This is a genomic window from Janthinobacterium sp. LS2A, assembly GCF_036543145.1.
GTDB classification, from domain to species: Bacteria; Pseudomonadota; Gammaproteobacteria; order Burkholderiales; family Burkholderiaceae_D; genus Janthinobacterium; species Janthinobacterium aestuarii.
In genome coordinates, this window is the sequence record NZ_JAZHPB010000001.1 from 659,169 (window position 1) to 676,073 (window position 16,905).

At 65.5% G+C, this 16,905-nt stretch carries 13 protein-coding genes; 4 read left to right on the forward strand and 9 right to left on the reverse strand.

Annotated features, from left to right (window positions below):
• Nucleotides 1-26: 26 nt before the first annotated feature.
• Both V3C40_RS03015 and V3C40_RS03020 read left to right on the forward strand, forming a co-directional pair.
• The gene (locus V3C40_RS03015; protein ID WP_331776466.1) at nt 27-2,720 is read left to right on the forward strand and encodes a polysaccharide deacetylase family protein; all 2,694 of its coding nucleotides are present in this window, start codon (nt 27-29) and stop codon (nt 2,718-2,720) included.
• A complete protein-coding gene (locus V3C40_RS03020) occupies nt 2,721-3,101 on the forward strand; it encodes an immunity 22 family protein (RefSeq protein WP_331776467.1) in 381 nt (126 codons plus the stop codon). It begins immediately after the preceding gene.
• On the opposite strand, the gene V3C40_RS03025 is transcribed toward V3C40_RS03020, so the two are convergent.
• Nucleotides 3,086-4,309, reverse strand: coding sequence for a response regulator (locus tag V3C40_RS03025; protein ID WP_034755852.1), 1,224 nt, complete (start codon nt 4,307-4,309; stop codon nt 3,086-3,088). The genes V3C40_RS03020 and V3C40_RS03025 overlap by 16 nt on opposite strands.
• Nucleotides 4,310-4,419: 110 nt before the next feature.
• Between V3C40_RS03025 and V3C40_RS03030 the strand changes: the two genes are divergently transcribed.
• Together V3C40_RS03030 and V3C40_RS03035 are read left to right on the forward strand one after the other, a co-directional pair.
• Nucleotides 4,420-6,498 (forward strand): TonB-dependent receptor, encoded by a 2,079-nt coding sequence (locus tag V3C40_RS03030; protein ID WP_331776468.1) that lies wholly within the window; start codon nt 4,420-4,422, stop codon nt 6,496-6,498.
• 18 nt (nt 6,499-6,516) lie between these two features.
• Nucleotides 6,517-7,062 carry an RNA 2'-phosphotransferase gene (locus tag V3C40_RS03035; protein ID WP_331776469.1) on the forward strand — a complete coding sequence of 182 codons (546 nt, stop codon included), beginning with the start codon at nt 6,517-6,519 and terminating at the stop codon, nt 7,060-7,062.
• A 4-nt stretch (nt 7,063-7,066) separates the two neighbouring features.
• On the opposite strand, the gene V3C40_RS03040 is transcribed toward V3C40_RS03035, so the two are convergent.
• The 8 genes from V3C40_RS03040 to V3C40_RS03075 form a co-directional block, all read right to left on the reverse strand.
• Complete coding sequence (locus V3C40_RS03040) at nt 7,067-8,281, reverse strand: PepSY-associated TM helix domain-containing protein (protein WP_331776470.1); 1,215 nt, start codon at nt 8,279-8,281, stop codon at nt 7,067-7,069.
• Nucleotides 8,281-10,749, reverse strand: coding sequence for a TonB-dependent siderophore receptor (locus V3C40_RS03045; protein WP_331776471.1), 2,469 nt, complete (start codon nt 10,747-10,749; stop codon nt 8,281-8,283). Before V3C40_RS03045 ends, V3C40_RS03040 begins: the two co-directional genes overlap by 1 nt.
• 93 nt (nt 10,750-10,842) lie before the next feature.
• Nucleotides 10,843-11,835: a FecR family protein gene (locus V3C40_RS03050; RefSeq protein ID WP_331776472.1), complete on the reverse strand. Its 993-nt coding sequence runs from the start codon at nt 11,833-11,835 to the stop codon at nt 10,843-10,845.
• Nucleotides 11,832-12,341 carry a sigma-70 family RNA polymerase sigma factor gene (locus V3C40_RS03055; protein WP_219328914.1) on the reverse strand — a complete coding sequence of 170 codons (510 nt, stop codon included), beginning with the start codon at nt 12,339-12,341 and terminating at the stop codon, nt 11,832-11,834. Before V3C40_RS03055 ends, V3C40_RS03050 begins: the two co-directional genes overlap by 4 nt.
• A 128-nt stretch (nt 12,342-12,469) precedes the next feature.
• On the reverse strand, nt 12,470-13,672 hold the full coding sequence (locus tag V3C40_RS03060) for a HupE/UreJ family protein (RefSeq protein ID WP_331776473.1): 1,203 nt from the start codon (nt 13,670-13,672) through the stop codon (nt 12,470-12,472).
• Nucleotides 13,669-14,880, reverse strand: coding sequence for a hypothetical protein (locus V3C40_RS03065; protein WP_331776474.1), 1,212 nt, complete (start codon nt 14,878-14,880; stop codon nt 13,669-13,671). Before V3C40_RS03065 ends, V3C40_RS03060 begins: the two co-directional genes overlap by 4 nt.
• Before the next feature lie 66 nt (nt 14,881-14,946).
• On the reverse strand, nt 14,947-15,195 hold the full coding sequence (locus V3C40_RS03070; protein WP_128143105.1) for a hypothetical protein: 249 nt from the start codon (nt 15,193-15,195) through the stop codon (nt 14,947-14,949).
• A 13-nt stretch (nt 15,196-15,208) separates the two neighbouring features.
• Nucleotides 15,209-16,708: a DUF4331 domain-containing protein gene (locus V3C40_RS03075; RefSeq protein ID WP_081368009.1), complete on the reverse strand. Its 1,500-nt coding sequence runs from the start codon at nt 16,706-16,708 to the stop codon at nt 15,209-15,211.
• Between the last annotated feature and the right edge of the window lie 197 nt (nt 16,709-16,905).

Genomic DNA, 16,905 nt, shown 5'->3' on the forward strand with positions numbered 1-16,905 from the left:
TAGTATGTGAAGGGAATGACAAGCCTGTGACTTCCAAGCCGATCAAGATCGCCGCCACCGTCGTCGTGGCTCTCGCCGCTGGGGCGGGTATTTACACGTTTACCCGCCCAGCCGCCACCGCCACGCCCGGCGCCCCGGCCTCGGGCAGCCCGGCCGCCGCGCCCCAGTCCACCGTCGATACGGCCGCCGTAGCCAGCCAGTTCCGCGACTTGCTGGGCAATTTCCGCAAGATTATCGTGCTGCTGGCCGACGAGCAAAGCTTGCCCGAAGGCGCGCGCGACGAAGCCCGCAAAGTGGGGCAGGCGCTGTTCCATGAAAACCAGGAACGCATCGCCAAGCTCGATGCGGCGCTCGACCAGCTGACGGCGCCCACCAATCCGGGCCGCTTCGAAGCGCTCGACAGCCTGCTGACGTATATCGAATCCGATCCCGGCCTGTACGACGCGGACCGCCTGGCGTTCCGCGAACTGCTGCAAAGCATGCTGGCCGACGTGGCCAAGGATTCGTCCTTGCCGGCGATCAAGCTGCACAAGCGTATTTCCGAAGACATGGACGCGCTGGGCGAGATCGAGCGCAACTACGAGAAGGAAATTCGGCAAATCTTCGGTAACCTGGGCCAGCGCGCCATCGAGCTCAAGCGCGAACGGTGGGATGATTACGTGGCGCAGCTGAAAAAGCTCTACAGCCGCGAACAGATCCTCAAAGAAAACGGCATCGTCGTGCCGTATGCGGTGCCGCCGGCAGGTTCTGTGCCCGAAGCCAAGCCCGTGCCAAAAAAAGACGAGGCGGAAATCTTTGGCCTCGGTTTGCCGAAGAAAACCATCGTGCTGACCTTTGACGACGGCCCGCACCGCCGCTATACGGAAGAAATCAGCGCCATTTTGAAACAATATGGCGTGCCCGCCGTGTTCTTCAACGTGGGCCGCAATCTCGGTTCGCTCGATGCGGACGGTCACGCCAAGCTGAACGCGGGCGCGGAAGTGAGCCGCAAGCTGATGAAAGAGGGCTATGCCGTGGGCAACCACAGTTTCAGCCACGCACAGTTATCCAAGCAGACTGGCGACAAGCTGAAAGGCGAAATCCTCGGCACCGACACTTTATTGAAAGCCATCAGCCCCGAGCGGGCCGCGCTGTTCCGCTTTCCGTATGGCGCGCGCAACAGCGAAGGCATGGCCGCGCTGGCCGATGCGCATTTGAAATCCGTGATGTGGAATATCGATTCCCTGGACTGGGCCGATCCCGTGCCTAGTTCCATCACGAACCGGGTGCTGGCGTCCGTCGACAAGGCGGGACGCGGCATCATCTTGTTCCACGACATCCACGAACGCACGGTCAAAGCCTTGCCGGCCGTGCTCGACAAGCTGATCGCCGAAGGCTATCAATTCGCAGGCTGGGATGGCACGAGTTTCCAGGTAGCGAAAAGCTCGGCGCCCGCGCCGGAAAAAGTGGCCGTCACCACCGGTTACGCCAATTCCTGGGCCGTCGTGATCGGCATCGACGATTATGCGAAATGGCCGAAATTGCAATATGCGGTGCGCGACGCGCAAGGCATTCGCGAAACCCTGATCGAAAAGTTTGCGTTCGCGCCCGAGCGTGTCGTCACCCTGAAGAATGGCGAAGCGACGCGCAACAACATCCTGGCCGCCTTCCATGACAAGCTGGCCCATGGCGGCGTGCAAAAGAATGACCGTATCTTCGTCTTCTTCGCCGGCCACGGCGCCACGCGCAAGTTGAGCTCCGGGCGCGACCTCGGCTACATCGTGCCCGTCGATTCCGACCCGGCGCAGTTCGCCACGGATGCGATCCCGATGACGGAAATCCAGAATATTGCCGAGTCCCTGACGGCCAAGCACGCGTTCTTCGTCATGGACGCCTGCTACAGCGGCCTGGGCCTGACGCGCGGCGCCGGTTCCAGTTCCTTCCTGCGCGACAACGCCAAGCGTATCGGCCGGCAAATGCTGACGGCCGGCGGCGGTGACCAGCTGGTGGCCGATGGCGGGCCGAACGGCCACTCCGTGTTCACGTGGACCCTGCTGCAAGGTTTGGCGGGCAAGGGCGACCTGAACGGCGACGGCCTGATCACGGCGACGGAACTGGCGGCCTACGTGGCGCCGGCCGTGTCCAGCGTGTCAAACCAGACGCCCGCGTTTGGCAGCTTGCCGGGATCGGAAGGGGGCGACTTCGTCTTTGAACTGCCAGGCGAGACGGAATTCCTCAGCCCGAACACGACACAGCTGTCGACGGAAGCCATCGCCCTGAACAGCAAGCTCGACGCCAAGCCGGCGGCGGCCAGCGTGACGGTCAAGGATTTGCAAGGCGGCGAACAGAAGATCGTCACGCCGGGCGCCGTGCCGAGCTCGACGCGTCAGCTGGCGCAGCGGGCCAACGACCGCGGCTTGCAGCTGTACAAGGAGAAACAGTATGCGGCGGCGGAAGCGCAATTTACGGAAGCGCTGAAACTGCGTCCCGATTTCGCGCTGGCGGCCAACAACCTGGGCTTTGTGTTCTACAAGCAGGAAAAATACCGCGAAGCGGCCCGCTGGTTTGAAAACACGGTCAAGATGGACCCGTCGCGCGCCATCGCCTATCTGAATCTGGGCGACGCGTATGCCAAGGCCGGCGATGCGGCCAAGGCGAAAGCCGCCTATAAAACCTATCTGGAACTGGCGCCGACGGCGGCCACGGCGCCGGCCGTGCGGCAAAAGATGGAGAAACTGTAGTTGGCCACTACTTTGCCCATCGTCCACGTATTTGCCTGCAGCGGCCGTTTCCCCAGCTGGGAGGCGCTGCAGGCCTACCTGTCGCCCACGTACACGGAGGATGGCGATGCCATGCCATCGCCATTCATCCTGGAAACGGGCCTCACGTGCTACGAGCCGGCCTGTTTTGAAAGCGCCATGCTGGCGTCGCCAGTGCCGCTGGCGCAGTTGCTCGATGGCGTGTCGTACCCCGACAGCTGGCTGGCGCAGGCGTGCGCGGACGCGGATGGGCAGGGCGTGCTGGCCGACACGGCCGTCTGCGTATTTGCGCCAAACCAGCTGGCGCACCCGCAGCGCAGTTCGCTGCATTACGTGGGCAGCTATGCCTACGCCGGTGGCTGAGCGCCATCCTCGCGCTGCTCATGCAGTAGCTTGTTGATTGCCGCCAGCAGGCTGGTGCCCGAGGTGGTGATGAAACGGGCACCGGCCGCCTGCGCTTCCGTGCCGTAGCTGGCGACCGTATCCTTGCTGCAATACACGACGATGGGCAGTTCCGGCAAGGTCTGGCGCACTTCGCGCACCGTGCGCACGCCCGCATCCTTGATGCGCCGGCGGTTTTCCACCCTTGCCATGTCCGTGATCAGCAGCGCATACGGTTTCTGTTGCAGCATGGCCAGTGCCTGGCGCGTCGACACGGCCTGGTCCACCTTGATGTTTTCCCGTTCCAGCTGTTCCACCAGCAAGGTATTGTTGCGCGGATGGTCGTCCAGCCACAGCACCAGGCTGGACGGCTTTTGCCCCGTCGGCACGCCGGCCAGGGCCGTGACTGGCGCGCCGCCATCGGGCGGGTAGGCCAGCAGCAGCTGCGTGACGGCTTCCTGCATGTCGTCGAGCGACTTTTGCTGCAAGCGGCTCAGTTCCGTCACCTCGATTTCCTTGCCGCTCTCCAGGCGCACGGATTCGTTCTTGACCATGCTGTCGGCCCGCTTGATCATGATGGACAGGTAGATGCGTGTAAGCAGGTAGCCGATCAGGAAACCATGCACGGAAAAGAACAGCATGATGCCGCCGACCACCGCCATCGCCGTGGCCGTATCCGTGGCCAGGCTGGGCGCGATAAAGGCGGCCATGCTGCGTGCGCTGCCGGGTAGGCTTTTGAGTTCGATCAAGCCCACGCCGACGATGATTTTCGTCAGCCAGTCCGACACTTCCACCAGATTCGAATTGATTTCCATGGGCGTGGGCGTGCCCAGGAACAGCGTATTGCTGGGGGCGGCGGCGGCCGTGTCGGTCCCTGCGGCCGGTGGCTCGTCCGTAGGACGGCTCTTGCCATTGTTCCGCTCGTCGGGAGGGGCGGCGCTGACGGTGCCAGAGGGCAGGCTGCGCGGGATGCCGAACAAAAAGCCCAGCAGCATGCCGCTGACGCAAAAGCCCAGGCTCCACAGCAGGGCCGGCACGGCCTGGTAGTAGGGCGGCAGCAGGGCGCCCGCCGTCACGGCCAGCAAGCCCGCCAGCAGGATGAACAGCAGGATGTAGGGGAGCGCATCGCGCTTGCGCACGGCCGCGGCGGCGGTTTTCGTTGCCTTGCCGGCACTGTCGCTCAGTTCCACGGTCGCTCCTTGAAAAATGCTGAATCCAAACAAGCAGCCGGCCGCGTATATATCCGGTAGGCTAGACCAAGCCCTGGACCCATACTGACATCATAAAAACTGGAGACGCGATGCGATTGAGAAAACGCAAACTGGTAGCAGCTTGTGCGCTGGCATTGCTGAGCTTGGGGCGCCAGGCGGCGGCCCAGGCCCAGTCCGAGGCGGCTCCAGTTGCCGATGAAACACGCACCGTGCGCGTGACTGGCCACTACGACAACGCCGTCGGCACGTCGGATGCGGCCAGCCAGGGCGTCATCACTACTGAGTTGATTGTCAACCGGCCCGCTTTGCGCACGGGCGAATTGCTGGAATTCGTGCCCGGGCTGATCGTCACCCAGCACAGCGGCGACGGCAAGGCCAACCAGTATTTCTTGCGCGGCTTTAACCTCGACCATGGCACGGATTTCGCCACTTACGTCGACGGCATGCCCGTCAATATGCGCACGCATGCGCACGGGCAAGGCTATTCCGACCTCAATTTCCTCATTCCCGAGCTGGTGCAGCGCATCGATTACAAGAAGGGGCCGTATTTCGCCGGTGAAGGCGATTTCGCCTCGGCAGGCAGCGCCCGCATCCGTCTGGCCGACAAATTGCCGCAGGGCCAGGCCAGCGTCTCCGTCGGCCAGCACGGTTATGTGCGCGGCGTCGTCGCCGATTCGTTGTCCGCCGGGCCAGGGACCTTGTTGGTCGGCCTGGAAGTGCACCGCAACAACGGTCCCTGGGACGTGCCGGAGCGCGTGCGTAAATACAGCGGCGTGCTGCGCTACAGCCAGGGCACGCCGGACGACGGCTTCAGCGTGACGGGCATGGCCTATAAAAACAGCTGGAACGCCACTGACCAGGTGCCGCTGCGCGCCGTGGAATCGGGCCAGATCAGCCGTTTCGGCAGTCTGGCGCCCAGCGACGGCGGCGACACCTCGCGCTACAGCCTGTCGTACGCGATGCGCAAGCGCACGGACAACCGGCTGTTCGAGCTCGACGCCTACCTGATCCGCTCGCAGCTGGAACTCAATAGCGACTTCACGTATTTCCTTGCCGATCCGGAACAGGGCGACCAGTTCCAGCAAAGCGAGCGGCGCACGGTGGCAGGCGTGAACGCCAGCGAAAGCTGGACCATGGAGCTGTTCGGTCTTCCCTTGCGCAACAAGCTGGGCGTGCAGGCGCGTTTTGACCGGCTGTCGCCCGTGGGTTTGTACAACACGGTGGAGCGCGTGCGGCAGAGCACGGTGCGCGAAGACCGGGTGCGCGAAAGCAGCATCGGTCTCTACGGCGAAAACACGGTGCAATGGCTGCCCTGGCTGCGTTCCGTGGCGGGCGTGCGCTATGACGCTTACCGTTTCAAGGTGGACAGCAGCATAGACGGCAACAGCGGCTCGGCGAATGACCACGTGGTGTCGCCGAAACTGTCATTGATACTTGGGCCGTGGAGCAAGACGGAATTTTTCGTCAACTACGGCAAGGGCTTTCACAGCAACGACGCACGCGGCACGACGCAGACGCGCTTGCCCGACGGCACGCCATCCACGCCTGTCACGCCGCTGGTGCCGACCAAGGGCATGGAATTGGGCGCGCGCACGGAATGGCTGCCGGGCCTGCAAAGTTCTCTGGCCCTGTGGCGCCTCGACATCGCGTCGGAACTGCTGTTCGTCGGCGACGCGGGCGAAACGGAAGCGAGCCGCGCCAGCCGCCGCCACGGCATCGAATGGAACAACCATTATATTGCCGCACCGTGGCTGCTGTTCGACCTGGACCTGGCCGCTTCGCGCTCGCGCTATACGGAAAATGATCCGGCCGGCAATTTTATTCCCGGTTCGATCGACAAGGTGGTGTCGTTCGGCGTGACCGTGACGGACCAGGGCCCGTGGTCGGGCGCCTTCCAGCTACGTTACTTCGGCCCCCGTCCCCTGATCGAGGACAACAGCGTGCGCTCGGCCTCGACCACCCTGGCGTATGCGCGCGTGGCTTACCAGATCAACCGCAAGACGCGCGTCTCGCTCGACGTATTCAACCTCTTCGACAAGCGCGCCAGCGACATCGATTATTACTATGCGTCGCGCCTGCCTGGGGAAGCAGCGGAAGGGGTGAATGACCGGCATTTCCATCCGGTGGAGCCGCGCTCCGTGCGCCTGACCTTGTCATATGCGTTCTGATAACGGTAGACTGGGAGCATGACAGATAACTTGGTACAAACCAGCAAATTCCTTTCCCTCATACTGCGTCACGCCCCCGAAAAAATCGGCCTCGCGCTCGATCCCCAGGGCTGGGCCGACATCGGCCAGTTGCTGGCGCTGGCGGCCCAACATGGCCGCAGCCTTTCCCGGGAACAATTGGATGAGGTGGTGGCGCGCGACAGCAAGACGCGCTACGCGATCAGTGCCGACGGCTTGCGCATCCGCGCCAACCAGGGGCATTCGCTGGCCGCCGTCGATATAGCCTTGCCGCCCGCCACGCCGCCCGCCATGTTGTACCACGGCACGGCCAGCCGCTTTGTCGACGCGATCCGCGCCGGCGGTTTGCTGCCGGGATCGCGCAACCACGTGCACCTGTCCAGCAACCACGAAACAGCCGTGGCCGTCGGCGCGCGCCACGGCAAGCCCGTCGTGCTGACGGTGGATGCGGCCGCCATGCAGGCGCAGGGCCACGTGTTTTATGTATCGGACAATGGCGTGTGGCTGACACAGGCCGTGCCAGTGGCCTTCATCGGCTTTGCCTGACTAATTAATGACTTAGCGCTTTGGCCCTGGCTTGTCCCTGGCGCTTGCGGCGCCAGATCAGCACGCCTGTCACGCTCAGGCCCGCCACCAGCACGCCCATGGCGCAAATGAACAGTTTGAAAGGCCAGCCCCACATCGAGGCCATGTGCAGGGCGCTGATCCAGCTGCGGATGGTGTCGCCGCTGGCCGCGCCCGTGGGTAGCCAGGTGGCCAGTTGCCGGCCGCTGGCCGCGTCGAAAAAGACGGTGGTGAGGCCCTTGTGAGCGCGCACGTCGCGGCTGCTGCGCACGTTGTAGCTGTACACACCCAGCGCGCGTTCGTAGGCCAGCGCGTTTTCCTCGATGATGGTGAATGCGTGCTGGCGCGCCAGCGCGTCCATCAACTGGCGGCCCTGCGTGCGCGCGGCCTGCCAGTCCAGCTGCGGCCCCGGCGACGGCGTGTGCCGCGCGACGATTTCCTCGGCACCCTGGTGGGCAAACAGCGGATGCATGACGGCCGCATAGGCGCCGTACAGGTTGAAGGCGACGCCGCTCCAGGCAAACACCAGCAGCATGGCCCACAGCCACAGGCCGCCCGCGCGGTGCAGGTCGAACACCAGTTTATAGCTGCCGCCGTTGCGGCGCAGCAGCCATGACGGGCGCCAGCGCAGCAGCCACGGTTTGCTGCCCGGCGAGCGTTTTTTCAGGCGGGCGGGAAAGGTCAGGGCGGCGCCGATGAAGCAGTCGACCGTCCACACGATGGCGATCAGGCCGAACATCAGCAAGCCCGTGTCGCCCAGCGCCAGCGCGTAATGCAGGCGCTCGATGAAGGGCAGCAGGTTGATGGCGCCCTCGCTGATTTCGCCCCAGCGGCGCTGACCCAGCACGGCCCCCGTGTAGGGATCGACGAACACTTCGTCGCTGGCCAGCGGCGCATTGCCGGACTGGCGCAGGTAGAACACCATGCTGTGGCCTTGTGGCGCCGACAGCGGCGCGTAGCTGACCTGCGCCTGGGGAAAGCGTGCGGCGATCGTCTCGCGCAGCAGCAGGGCGTCGAGCGGCGCCGCACCAGGCGTGGGCGGCGCCACGCGGAAGACGGCGGGCAGCATGGCCGCCTCCAGTTCATCCTTCCACGCGAGCGCGCTGCCCGTCACGCCGGTCACGATGAGGAAGCCGGCCATCAGCAGGCCCGCATAGCGGTGCAGCGCCGCCAGGACGGGGCGCATGTGCAGCGATGGCATCAGAAGCGGTACATGGCGCTGACGTTGGCCGTGCGTTCCGCATTGCGGTAGCACAGGTTGGGCAGGTAGCCGCAGTCATACAGGGTCTGCTTGTTCAGTACATTGTTGACGTTGAGGGCAAATTGCCACGGCCCGCGCGACACGCCCAGCGCCGCATCCCACTGCGTGATGCCGCCATTGCGGATGTTCAGGTTTTCGCCGTCGGAATTCGAGCGCATGGCGCCGAGAAAACGCATGCCCAGCGCCGCATACGCGGGCAGGCTGCCGGCCAGCGTGAACGATTGTCGGGCCCAGGCCGAGGCGCTATGGCGCGGCGCGCCCGCTTGCTGCAAACCCAGGTCGCCGTTATTGCTCTTTCTGACTTCCGTATCGAGGTAGGTGTACTGGGCGATCAGGCTCAGACGGCTGGCGAACTCCGTGCGCGCTTCCAGTTCGACGCCGCGCGACTTGACCTGGCCCGTCTGCAGCAGGAAACCCGGATTCCCGATGTCGGACGTGGAGACATTGTCGCGCACCAGGTCGAACACGGCTGCCGTATAGCTGGCGCGCTGGCCCACGGGTTCGTAGCGGACTCCGGCTTCAAACTGCTTGCCGCGCGACGGTTTCAAGGCGCCGCCGCCCATCGCCGTGCCCAGTTCGGGCGAGAATGAACTGGCATAGCTGACATACGGGGCCCAGCCGCCATCGAACAGGTAGACGGCGCCCAGGCGGCCCGTGGTGGCCGATGGCGACTGGTGGTAGTCGGGTTTGACGGCGCCGGTATTGAGGTCCGTGACGTCGCGCGATTGCGTGGCCTTGTCGCGGCGCAGGCCCGCCGTGACGACCCAGCGGTCCCATTTCAATTGATCCTGCGCGTACAGGCCCAGCTGGCGCGACGGCGCTTCGGCGCGCGTGGGCGCCTTGGCCGCAACCAGGGGCTGCTTGCCGTACACGGGCTGGTACAGGTCGAGCGGCTCGATGAAGCCCCGCTGGTGGCGGTAGTCGTCCGTGTTGCGGATGTTCGCGTAGTCGACGCCCAGCAGCACCTGGTGCGTCAGGCCGCCCGTGGCAAACTTCGCCTGCAGCTGCGTATCGGCGAACAGGCTTTTCGACGCCGTATCGACAGGCATGAAATAGCGCTCCACCGTGCCATCGTCATTCAGGCCCAGGGGAAACATGTCCGTGCGGTCGTTCTTCAGGCGCGTGTAGCGCAGGTTCTGGCGCAGCGACCACGTATCGTTGAATGTGTGCTCGAACTCGTAGCCCAGCATGGTGTTGCGGCGCTTGAAACGGTTGTCGTCGCCCATCAGGTTCAGACTTGGGTCGACCTGGCCGCGCGGGCCAGGCACCAGCAGCTGGTTGGGAAACGCGTACTGCTGGTTGTCCTGCTCGTAGCGGGCCAGCAGGGTCAACCGCGTGGCGGGTCCCGCCTGCCAGGTGAGCGAGGGGGCGAAGTACAGGCGGTTATCGCGGTCGCGGTCCAGCCGCGTATGGGCTTCGCGGCCCAGCGTGACGACCCGGTAGGTCCAGGCGCCCGGCGTGTCGAGGGTGCCGCCCACGTCGGCTTTCAGCTGGCGGCGCTGGTAGCTGCCGTATTCAATTCCCACTTCGCGCACGGCATCCGCGCTGGGACGCTTGCTGACAGCGTTGACCATGCCGCCCGGCGGAATTTGCCCGTACAGCACGGACGCGGGGCCGCGCAGCACTTCCAGGCGTTCCAGTCCGTATGGCTCGATCGAGGCGCCAAAAGTGCGGCCCGAATTGCGCAAGCCATCTTGCAGGATGCCGTTCGTCTCGATGGTGAAGCCGCGCAGCAGCGAGGAATCGTCGCTGCCCAGCGGGCGCTGGTTCGGCGTCACGCCGGCCGTGTAGCGCAGGGTTTCGTCGAGCGATTCGGCATTGCGGTCGCTGATTTCATCGGCCGTGACCACCGACACGGATTGCGGGTTTTCATTGAGCGCCGTATCCGTCTTGGTGGCCGAGCCGGCGCGCCGCGCCACATAGCCGCGCACGGGACCCGTCGCCGTTTCGCGTTCGCTGCTGGCATTGATGGTGATGGCGGGCAGGGTGGCGCTGGCCTGGGCCGGCGTGGCTGCCGGTGCCGGTGCAGTCTCCGCCCGCAGCGCGTACGCGCCGTTGGCGCCCGCCACCACGCGCACGCCCTGGCCGCGCAGCAGTTCCTCGAAACCCTGACGCACCGTGTAGCTGCCCGCCAGGCCGCCGCTGCGCTTGCCCTGCAACAGGGCCGCGTCGGCCGACAGTTCGACGCCGGCCGCGCTGGCGAACGTGGTCAAGGCCCGTTCCAGCGGTCCGGCGGGGACCGCGTACTGGCGCTTCGCTTGCGTACTCTCTAACGTCTGCGCGTGGGCGGCAGGGGCCGTGACGGCGACGGCGCCCACGGCGGCGCCTGCGAGGAAGAGGGCCTGGATGGCGGCGGCGAGGGGGAACGGACGCAGTTTGTGCGCAGGTGCGGTCAGGCGAGGGGGCATGGTGCAAATCCTTGGAAAGTGGCGGGAAAAAATCGGTTCTTCCCGTATTCCGAACGAAAAGCCAAAACCCTCAACGTTTTTTCACTTATTTTTTCAGATGGCCTGGCGCGGCCCCACGCTGACCCAGTAGCGCGTGCGGTAAACCAGCTGCACGGGCAGGCTGGCGGCCAGGTTGGCCAGCGAGCGGTCCGTGTCGCGCAGCGAATACACGCCCGTCACGCGCAGGCCGGCGATCGATTCGTCGCAGCGCAGCACGCCGTGGCGGTAGCGCCCCAGCTCGGCCAGCAGCTCGTCCAGGGGCATGCGCTCGGCCACCAGGCTGCCATCGGTCCAGGCGGCGGCGCTGTTTTCGACGTTCGTCACATCTTGTACTTCCAGGCGCGTGTAGCCAGCCTGCTGGCCCGCCTGCAGGTGCAGCGAGGGGGCGCCGTCCTGCATCGGCTGCAGGGCGACTGCCCCTTGGAACACGGCGACACGGCTGTCGCCGTCATCGAGGCGCACACTGAAGCGCGTGCCCAGCGCCGTGGCCGTGCCTTGCGGCGTTGCCACCAGCAGCGGACGGTAGACGGGCGCCGTTTCGTGCGCGCTGGTGACGAGGATGGCGCCCGCGTGCAGCACGATGCGCCGTTCATTGGCGCCGTAGCGCACGTCGATGGCGCTGGCCGTGTCGAGCACCACTTGCGTGCCGTCGGCCAGCACGATGGTGCGCGTCTCGCCGACCGACGTGCGGTAGTCGCTGGCGGCGCGCTGCCACAAGTCCGTTTCGTGCGCCAGCAGGGCCGTGCCCCCGCCCGCTGCGATCAGCCCCAGCAGTTGCAGGGCGCGCCGGCGGCCGGCGGCATGGCGCGGCGCCGGCGCCGGCGCCAGGGCGCTGCGCGCCACGTCGCGCGGCAAAGTGTCGAATTGCCGGGCGAAGCGCTGCAGCCGGGCCCAGGCCCGTTCGTGTTCGGGGTGGGCGGCGCGCCAGGCGGCGCAGGCGTCGGCATCGGCCGCGCTGGCGTCTTCCGCCCACAGCCGCGCCATCCACTCGGCGGCGCGCTGCAGCGCGGCGGGGGCGATGGGGGCGCTGTCCAGCTGGGAGCTCATGCGAATTGCGCCGCGCAGCAGGCCAGCAGCGCGCGGGCGATGTATTTTTCCACCGACGAGACGGAAACGTCCAGGCGCGCGGCGATGTCGGCGTAGCCCATGCCTTCGAGCTTGCACAGCAAGAAGGCGTCGCGCACTTTAGCGGGCAGGCTGGCGAGGATAGCATCGATTTCCATCAGTGCCTCGACGATCAGCGCGCGCATTTCCGGCGTGGGTGCGGCCGCTTCCGGCTGCGCGGCGATGGCGTCCGCGTAGGCTGATTCGATATGCCGGCGGCGGAACAGGTCGACCACGAGGCCATTGGCGATCTGCGCCAGGTGCTGGCGTGATTCGTCGCGGCCGGGCGCGCGGCCCCGCGCGAGGATGCGCAGATACGTGTCGTGCGCCAGGTCGGCCGCATCGAAGGCGTTGCCCAGCTTGCGGCGCAGCCAGCCCTGCAGCCAGCCGTGGTGGTCGCTGTAGAGCACTTCGATTTGTCGATGCAGTTCCAGTTCGGGGCGTAGCATGCAACCTTTCCATGCCATGGTCCGCGGACAAACAGGCCTTGATGCGATTGAGAATTGTTCGTATTGTAGCCCGGTTGTGCGCGCTTGTGGCTCGCTTGTGGCCGGCTAGTGGCTGTCCAACAACGCCATCAGCTTGAAATCAGCTTGATGTCGACCACTCTCTCCACCAGCCAGACGGCCGCCACCAGGGCGATGGCCAGCGAACCGACGGTCAGCACCTGCCGGTACAGCCACGTCTTGCGCAGCAGCCAGGCGGCGGGCAGGAACGCGGCGACGATGGCCAGTTGGCCCAGTTCCACGCCCACGTTAAAGCCCAGCAGGCTGACCATCAGGGAACCCTGCGGCAAGCCCAGGTCGCGCAGCACGCTGGCAAAGCCGAAACCGTGGATCAACCCAAACGCGAAGGCGGCCACGGGGCGCTTGCCGCGGAACAGCGGCAGCAGGTTGTTCAGCGCGGCCAGGATCACGGAGGTGGCGATCGCCGATTCCACCCAGCGCGATGGCAGCGAGATGAGCGACAGGCTGGCCAGGGTCAGGGTGATGGAATGGGCAAGCGTAAATGCCGTGACGACTTTCAGTACGTCGATGAATGCGCCTCTTAACCCCCAGCTCAAGACCTGGGGTCGGACCCGCCGGGTCCGACCCCGGCTCTCCGCTGCGGGGGGCAACGGATTCTGCGGCACGTTTGAGCGTGTGGACTGGTGGGCTTGAGGCAGCAGCACGGCCGGCAGCAGCAAGGACAGCAAAAACAAAATATGGTCGTAGCCGATCCAGATATGCCAGACGCCGTGTTTCACATAGGCGCCGAACTGCGCCAGGCGGTCGGGCGCGGCCAGGGAAAGCGTCTGGCGCGGGCTGTCCGGGTCGAAGATGGCCGTTTGCGTATTGCCACCGCTATCGATTTTGACGAGTCCCTTGTGCTGCGGATCGAGGTCGGCGAACAAGGTGTAGCCGATGGCGAGACTGGCCGGCGCAGCGCCGGGGCAGCTGGCCTGGAAGCGCAGCACGCTGTAGGCGCCGTCCGTATGGTTGTCGATCAGCTGCTCGACGGCTTTCAAGGGGCACGCGCCCTGGTCGCTGGCCACTTGCAGGCGCTGCAGCGCGTACGCGGCGATGGCCTCGTGGCGCGCGCGGATTTCATCCCAGGTCAGGGCGCCGTCGCCGTTGCCATCGAGGCCGATGGCGAAATCGAGGTCGCGCAGGGCGATATCCCATTGTCCCTCGATCTGCTGGCCGTGGATCTCCAGGCTCAGGTAGCTGTCGCTGGGCTTGTGGGCTTGTGCGGGCGCGAGCCAGGCGCATAGCAGCAGGATGAAAAGGCAGCGTTTCATAGCGCACCTGCTTTCTTCGCAGAACTGATTTTCGCATCATCCTGCGGCCCCAGCTGCCTGACGAGCCGCTGCAAGGCCACGTCTTCCACGCCATTGGCCGCGATCCAGGCCAGCACGGGCTGTGCCGCCGTATAGTTGCGTGCGGCCAGCGATGCTTCCAGCAAGATGCGCATGTCGGGGACTTCCTTCTGGATGGCCCAGTTTTTCTGCGCCAGTTGCAGGGCGGCGGGAATATCCTGCTGCAAAAACAGGGCGAAGCGGGCCTGTTCGCGCTGGTGCACGGTGTCGCCGCGCTGCATGGCCGCGTTGAAGCGGGCCGCCAGCTCCGCTTTCGCCGCCAGGAAGGCCGGCTGCTGACCAGGCTGCGCCTGCAGGGCCAGCGCGTAGCGCAGCAGCAGGGCATCGATGCGCTGCTGCTCTTTCAGCAGCTTGGCGACTTCCTGCGGGCGCTGCCGGTCGAGCAGGAAATCCGCGTAGGCGCCCAGCAGATAGCTGTCGCGCGGCTGCTGCGCCAGCGCCTTGGTGTAGCGCGCCTCGGCCAACGCCCACTCTCCGCGCCGGGTGGCCATTTCCGCCAGCAGGGTTGCGGCCCAGCTTTCCAGTTCGGGCGCCGCGCCGGCGCTACGCTGCAAGGTCAGGTCCAGCAAACGCTCGCTGGCGGCGGCGCGGCCCGTGACGCTGGCGATATTGGCAAGGCAGGTGACGGTGACGAGCTGCGTTGTCAAGGCGGACAGCCGGGCGCAGCTGGCGGTCGCTTTCGCATAGTCGCCCTGCACGGTGAGCACGGTGGCGCGCGTCAGCCACGCTTGCCCGTTGGCCGGCTCCTGCGCGATGACGGCGTCGAGATCCTGCAGCGCGGGGCCGAAATGGTGGGTGCTTTGCAAAATGGTGGCGCGCAGCAGGCGCACGGGGACGGGCGGCGCCGCTTGCCGCCACCACGGTGCCAGCGCCGCTTGCGCGTAGCCCAGGTAGCGCGGGTCCGTTTCGCTGCGCGCCAGCGCGATGTAGCGTTGCGCCAGGCCGCTGGCCAGGGCCAGGTCTTGTGGTTTGGCGTCCAGTTGCTGGCGCAGGCCGCGCAGGGCCAGTTGCGTGGCGTCGGCGCGGCGCGGCAGCTGTTCGATGACGGCGCTGCCATCTTTCGGCGTGTAGGGCGCGGCCCATGCCAGCAAGGGCAAACAGGCGCACAGCAGGGAAATCGGTGTTTTCATCGTGGACGCCATCGACGGGAATGGGTACGGGCGCCGGGGAGCTGACTCCCCGGCGCCCGATGGGGCTTACAGAGGCACCGGCTCCGTATTGTCCGGAGACGTCGCCATGATGGCGTCGATGCCGACGCCATCCTTGTCATCGCTGGTGGTCAGGATGACGTTGCTGACGGCCACATAAAATGCGTCAAGCAGGACGACGGGCGGAGGATTGACGCCGCCGTCGCCATTATCGCCACCGTGGCTGCTGCCGCCGCCACCGCAGCCGGCCAGCAGGGCCGTGAGCGCCAGGGCGCCGCATACATAGAGCTTTTTCATCACGTTCTCCTGGTTACAGCTGCGGCGAACCGGCCACGGGATTTTTCAGGTAGGGGAAGCCTGCCGTGAACGACGTTTCGTCGAGGAAGGCGCCATCCGTGAAGTGCAACCCGCCGGCGGGAGCGTCGGCCGGGGCGCAGCCGATGTTCAGGGTGCACAGCTTGCCCATGGCCACGCGCAGGACCACGTCGACCACGTCGTCGCCAGGGCGGCGGCCGTTCGGGAAGCCCGCGTTATCGCCGCCGATGACGCCGAGGCGGTTCTGCGCACCGACGTTGGTGGCGGCGATGGACGTATTCAGGCGCAGCATTTCCGATGCCGTCACGGTAACGGGCTGGTTCACGCCCTTGATGCCCGTCAAAAAGGTGGCGACCAGGTCGTTGCGGGGGAAGTTGGTGGGTGCCTTGGCGCCGGCCGAGCCGTACAGCACTTCCACCAGGGCAGGCGCCGTGGGGTTGGTGACGTAATCGGCAAATTGCGCGTCGCCCGACGGCTTGCTGGCGTTGAAGCGGTCCTTGTCTTTCAGGCCGATGACCAGTTCATTTACCAGCGGCATGCCCAGGCGCGACACTTGTACCCACGCGCCGCCTTCCTTCGACGCCGCGGTGGCCGTGCCCGGCGCCGGGTTCAGCAAACGTCCCTGGCGCAGGCTGGCCGTGGTCCAGCCGCCGATGACAGGGTCGGCGCCCGCCGTCAGGCAGGCGGTCGGCACTTCCATCTCGATGGCCGTGACGTTTTTCTTGGCCAGGTCATCCTTGGCGGCCGACTCCGCATTCGCGGCAAACTCCGTGGCGGGCGCCTTGATGTTGATCAAGTCGAACGTTTCACCCAAGTTCACGACGAACGGGTCCTTGCGCTGGCCGACGAACAGGCGCGCCGGCGTGGCGCAGCCGGGAATGTTGACGGCGTACACATGCTGCGCGGCATACGCGGCGTAATTGGGGATGGCCTTGTTGCCGATATTGTCGACCGGTTTGTCGAAGGTCGTGCCGCCGCCCGTGGCATTCGTGACGCTGCTGCGCGTGCCCGTGCGGCGGTCTCCCCGCACGACCGTCACGCTATAGGTTTCGCGCACGTTCAGGCCGGCCGGGTTGACGGAATCGATGGCGCCGCCATTGATGACGAGCGGAATCGAGACCTTCTTGCCGCCCACGGTGAACTGGCCATCCTTGATGGTGTTGGTGAAACGGAACTGGAAGGTGAGGTCTTCCTTGCCGTCGCCATTGTTGTCGATATGGATTTCGTACAGCGCGTTCGGGTCCATGGCGAAGTAATTCGGCCCGCCGTAGGCGTCCTGCAGGGGGATATAGTCGGCCACCAGCGTGGTGTAGGCGCCGCGCCCCGTTTCATAGCTGCGGAACATATAGAAGTCGGTGGCGTCGACCTTGGGGTTTTGCGTGATGAACGGCGCTTCGCGGTGGCTGGAGGCAAAGGCCGATGGCGTGATCGCCAAGGCCAGCAGGTTGCCCAGGAGGGCGGCGCCCAGTGCGGTTTTCGAGTGTAACAATGACATGTCGATTCTCCCTGATTGTTATGTGCATACGTAGGACTAGCGGGAATTACGGGGCTGCATCAGTTGTACGGGGCGCCAGCACGATCGGATTCATTCCTTGCAAATTATTTTTAGGCAGCGGAATGAACGGCCGTCGATCGTCAGGGGGCTGGCGCACGAGGTCGAATCTACGTGGATATTGCACGTCAGTAAGAAAA

Excerpts from the sequence above, each read along its gene's own strand:
- V3C40_RS03035 (WP_331776469.1), top strand. The coding sequence starts at position 6,517 with ATGACAGATAACTTGGTACAAACCAGCAAATTCCTTTCCCTCATACTG.
- V3C40_RS03045 (WP_331776471.1), bottom strand. The coding sequence starts at position 10,749 with ATGCCCCCTCGCCTGACCGCACCTGCGCACAAACTGCGTCCGTTCCCC.
- V3C40_RS03075 (WP_081368009.1), bottom strand. The coding sequence starts at position 16,708 with ATGTCATTGTTACACTCGAAAACCGCACTGGGCGCCGCCCTCCTGGGC.
- V3C40_RS03030 (WP_331776468.1), top strand. The coding sequence starts at position 4,420 with ATGCGATTGAGAAAACGCAAACTGGTAGCAGCTTGTGCGCTGGCATTG.
- V3C40_RS03065 (WP_331776474.1), bottom strand. The coding sequence starts at position 14,880 with ATGAAAACACCGATTTCCCTGCTGTGCGCCTGTTTGCCCTTGCTGGCA.
- V3C40_RS03040 (WP_331776470.1), bottom strand. The coding sequence starts at position 8,281 with ATGCCATCGCTGCACATGCGCCCCGTCCTGGCGGCGCTGCACCGCTAT.
- V3C40_RS03050 (WP_331776472.1), bottom strand. The coding sequence starts at position 11,835 with ATGAGCTCCCAGCTGGACAGCGCCCCCATCGCCCCCGCCGCGCTGCAG.
- V3C40_RS03055 (WP_219328914.1), bottom strand. The coding sequence starts at position 12,341 with ATGCTACGCCCCGAACTGGAACTGCATCGACAAATCGAAGTGCTCTAC.
- V3C40_RS03060 (WP_331776473.1), bottom strand. The coding sequence starts at position 13,672 with ATGAAACGCTGCCTTTTCATCCTGCTGCTATGCGCCTGGCTCGCGCCC.
- V3C40_RS03070 (WP_128143105.1), bottom strand. The coding sequence starts at position 15,195 with ATGAAAAAGCTCTATGTATGCGGCGCCCTGGCGCTCACGGCCCTGCTG.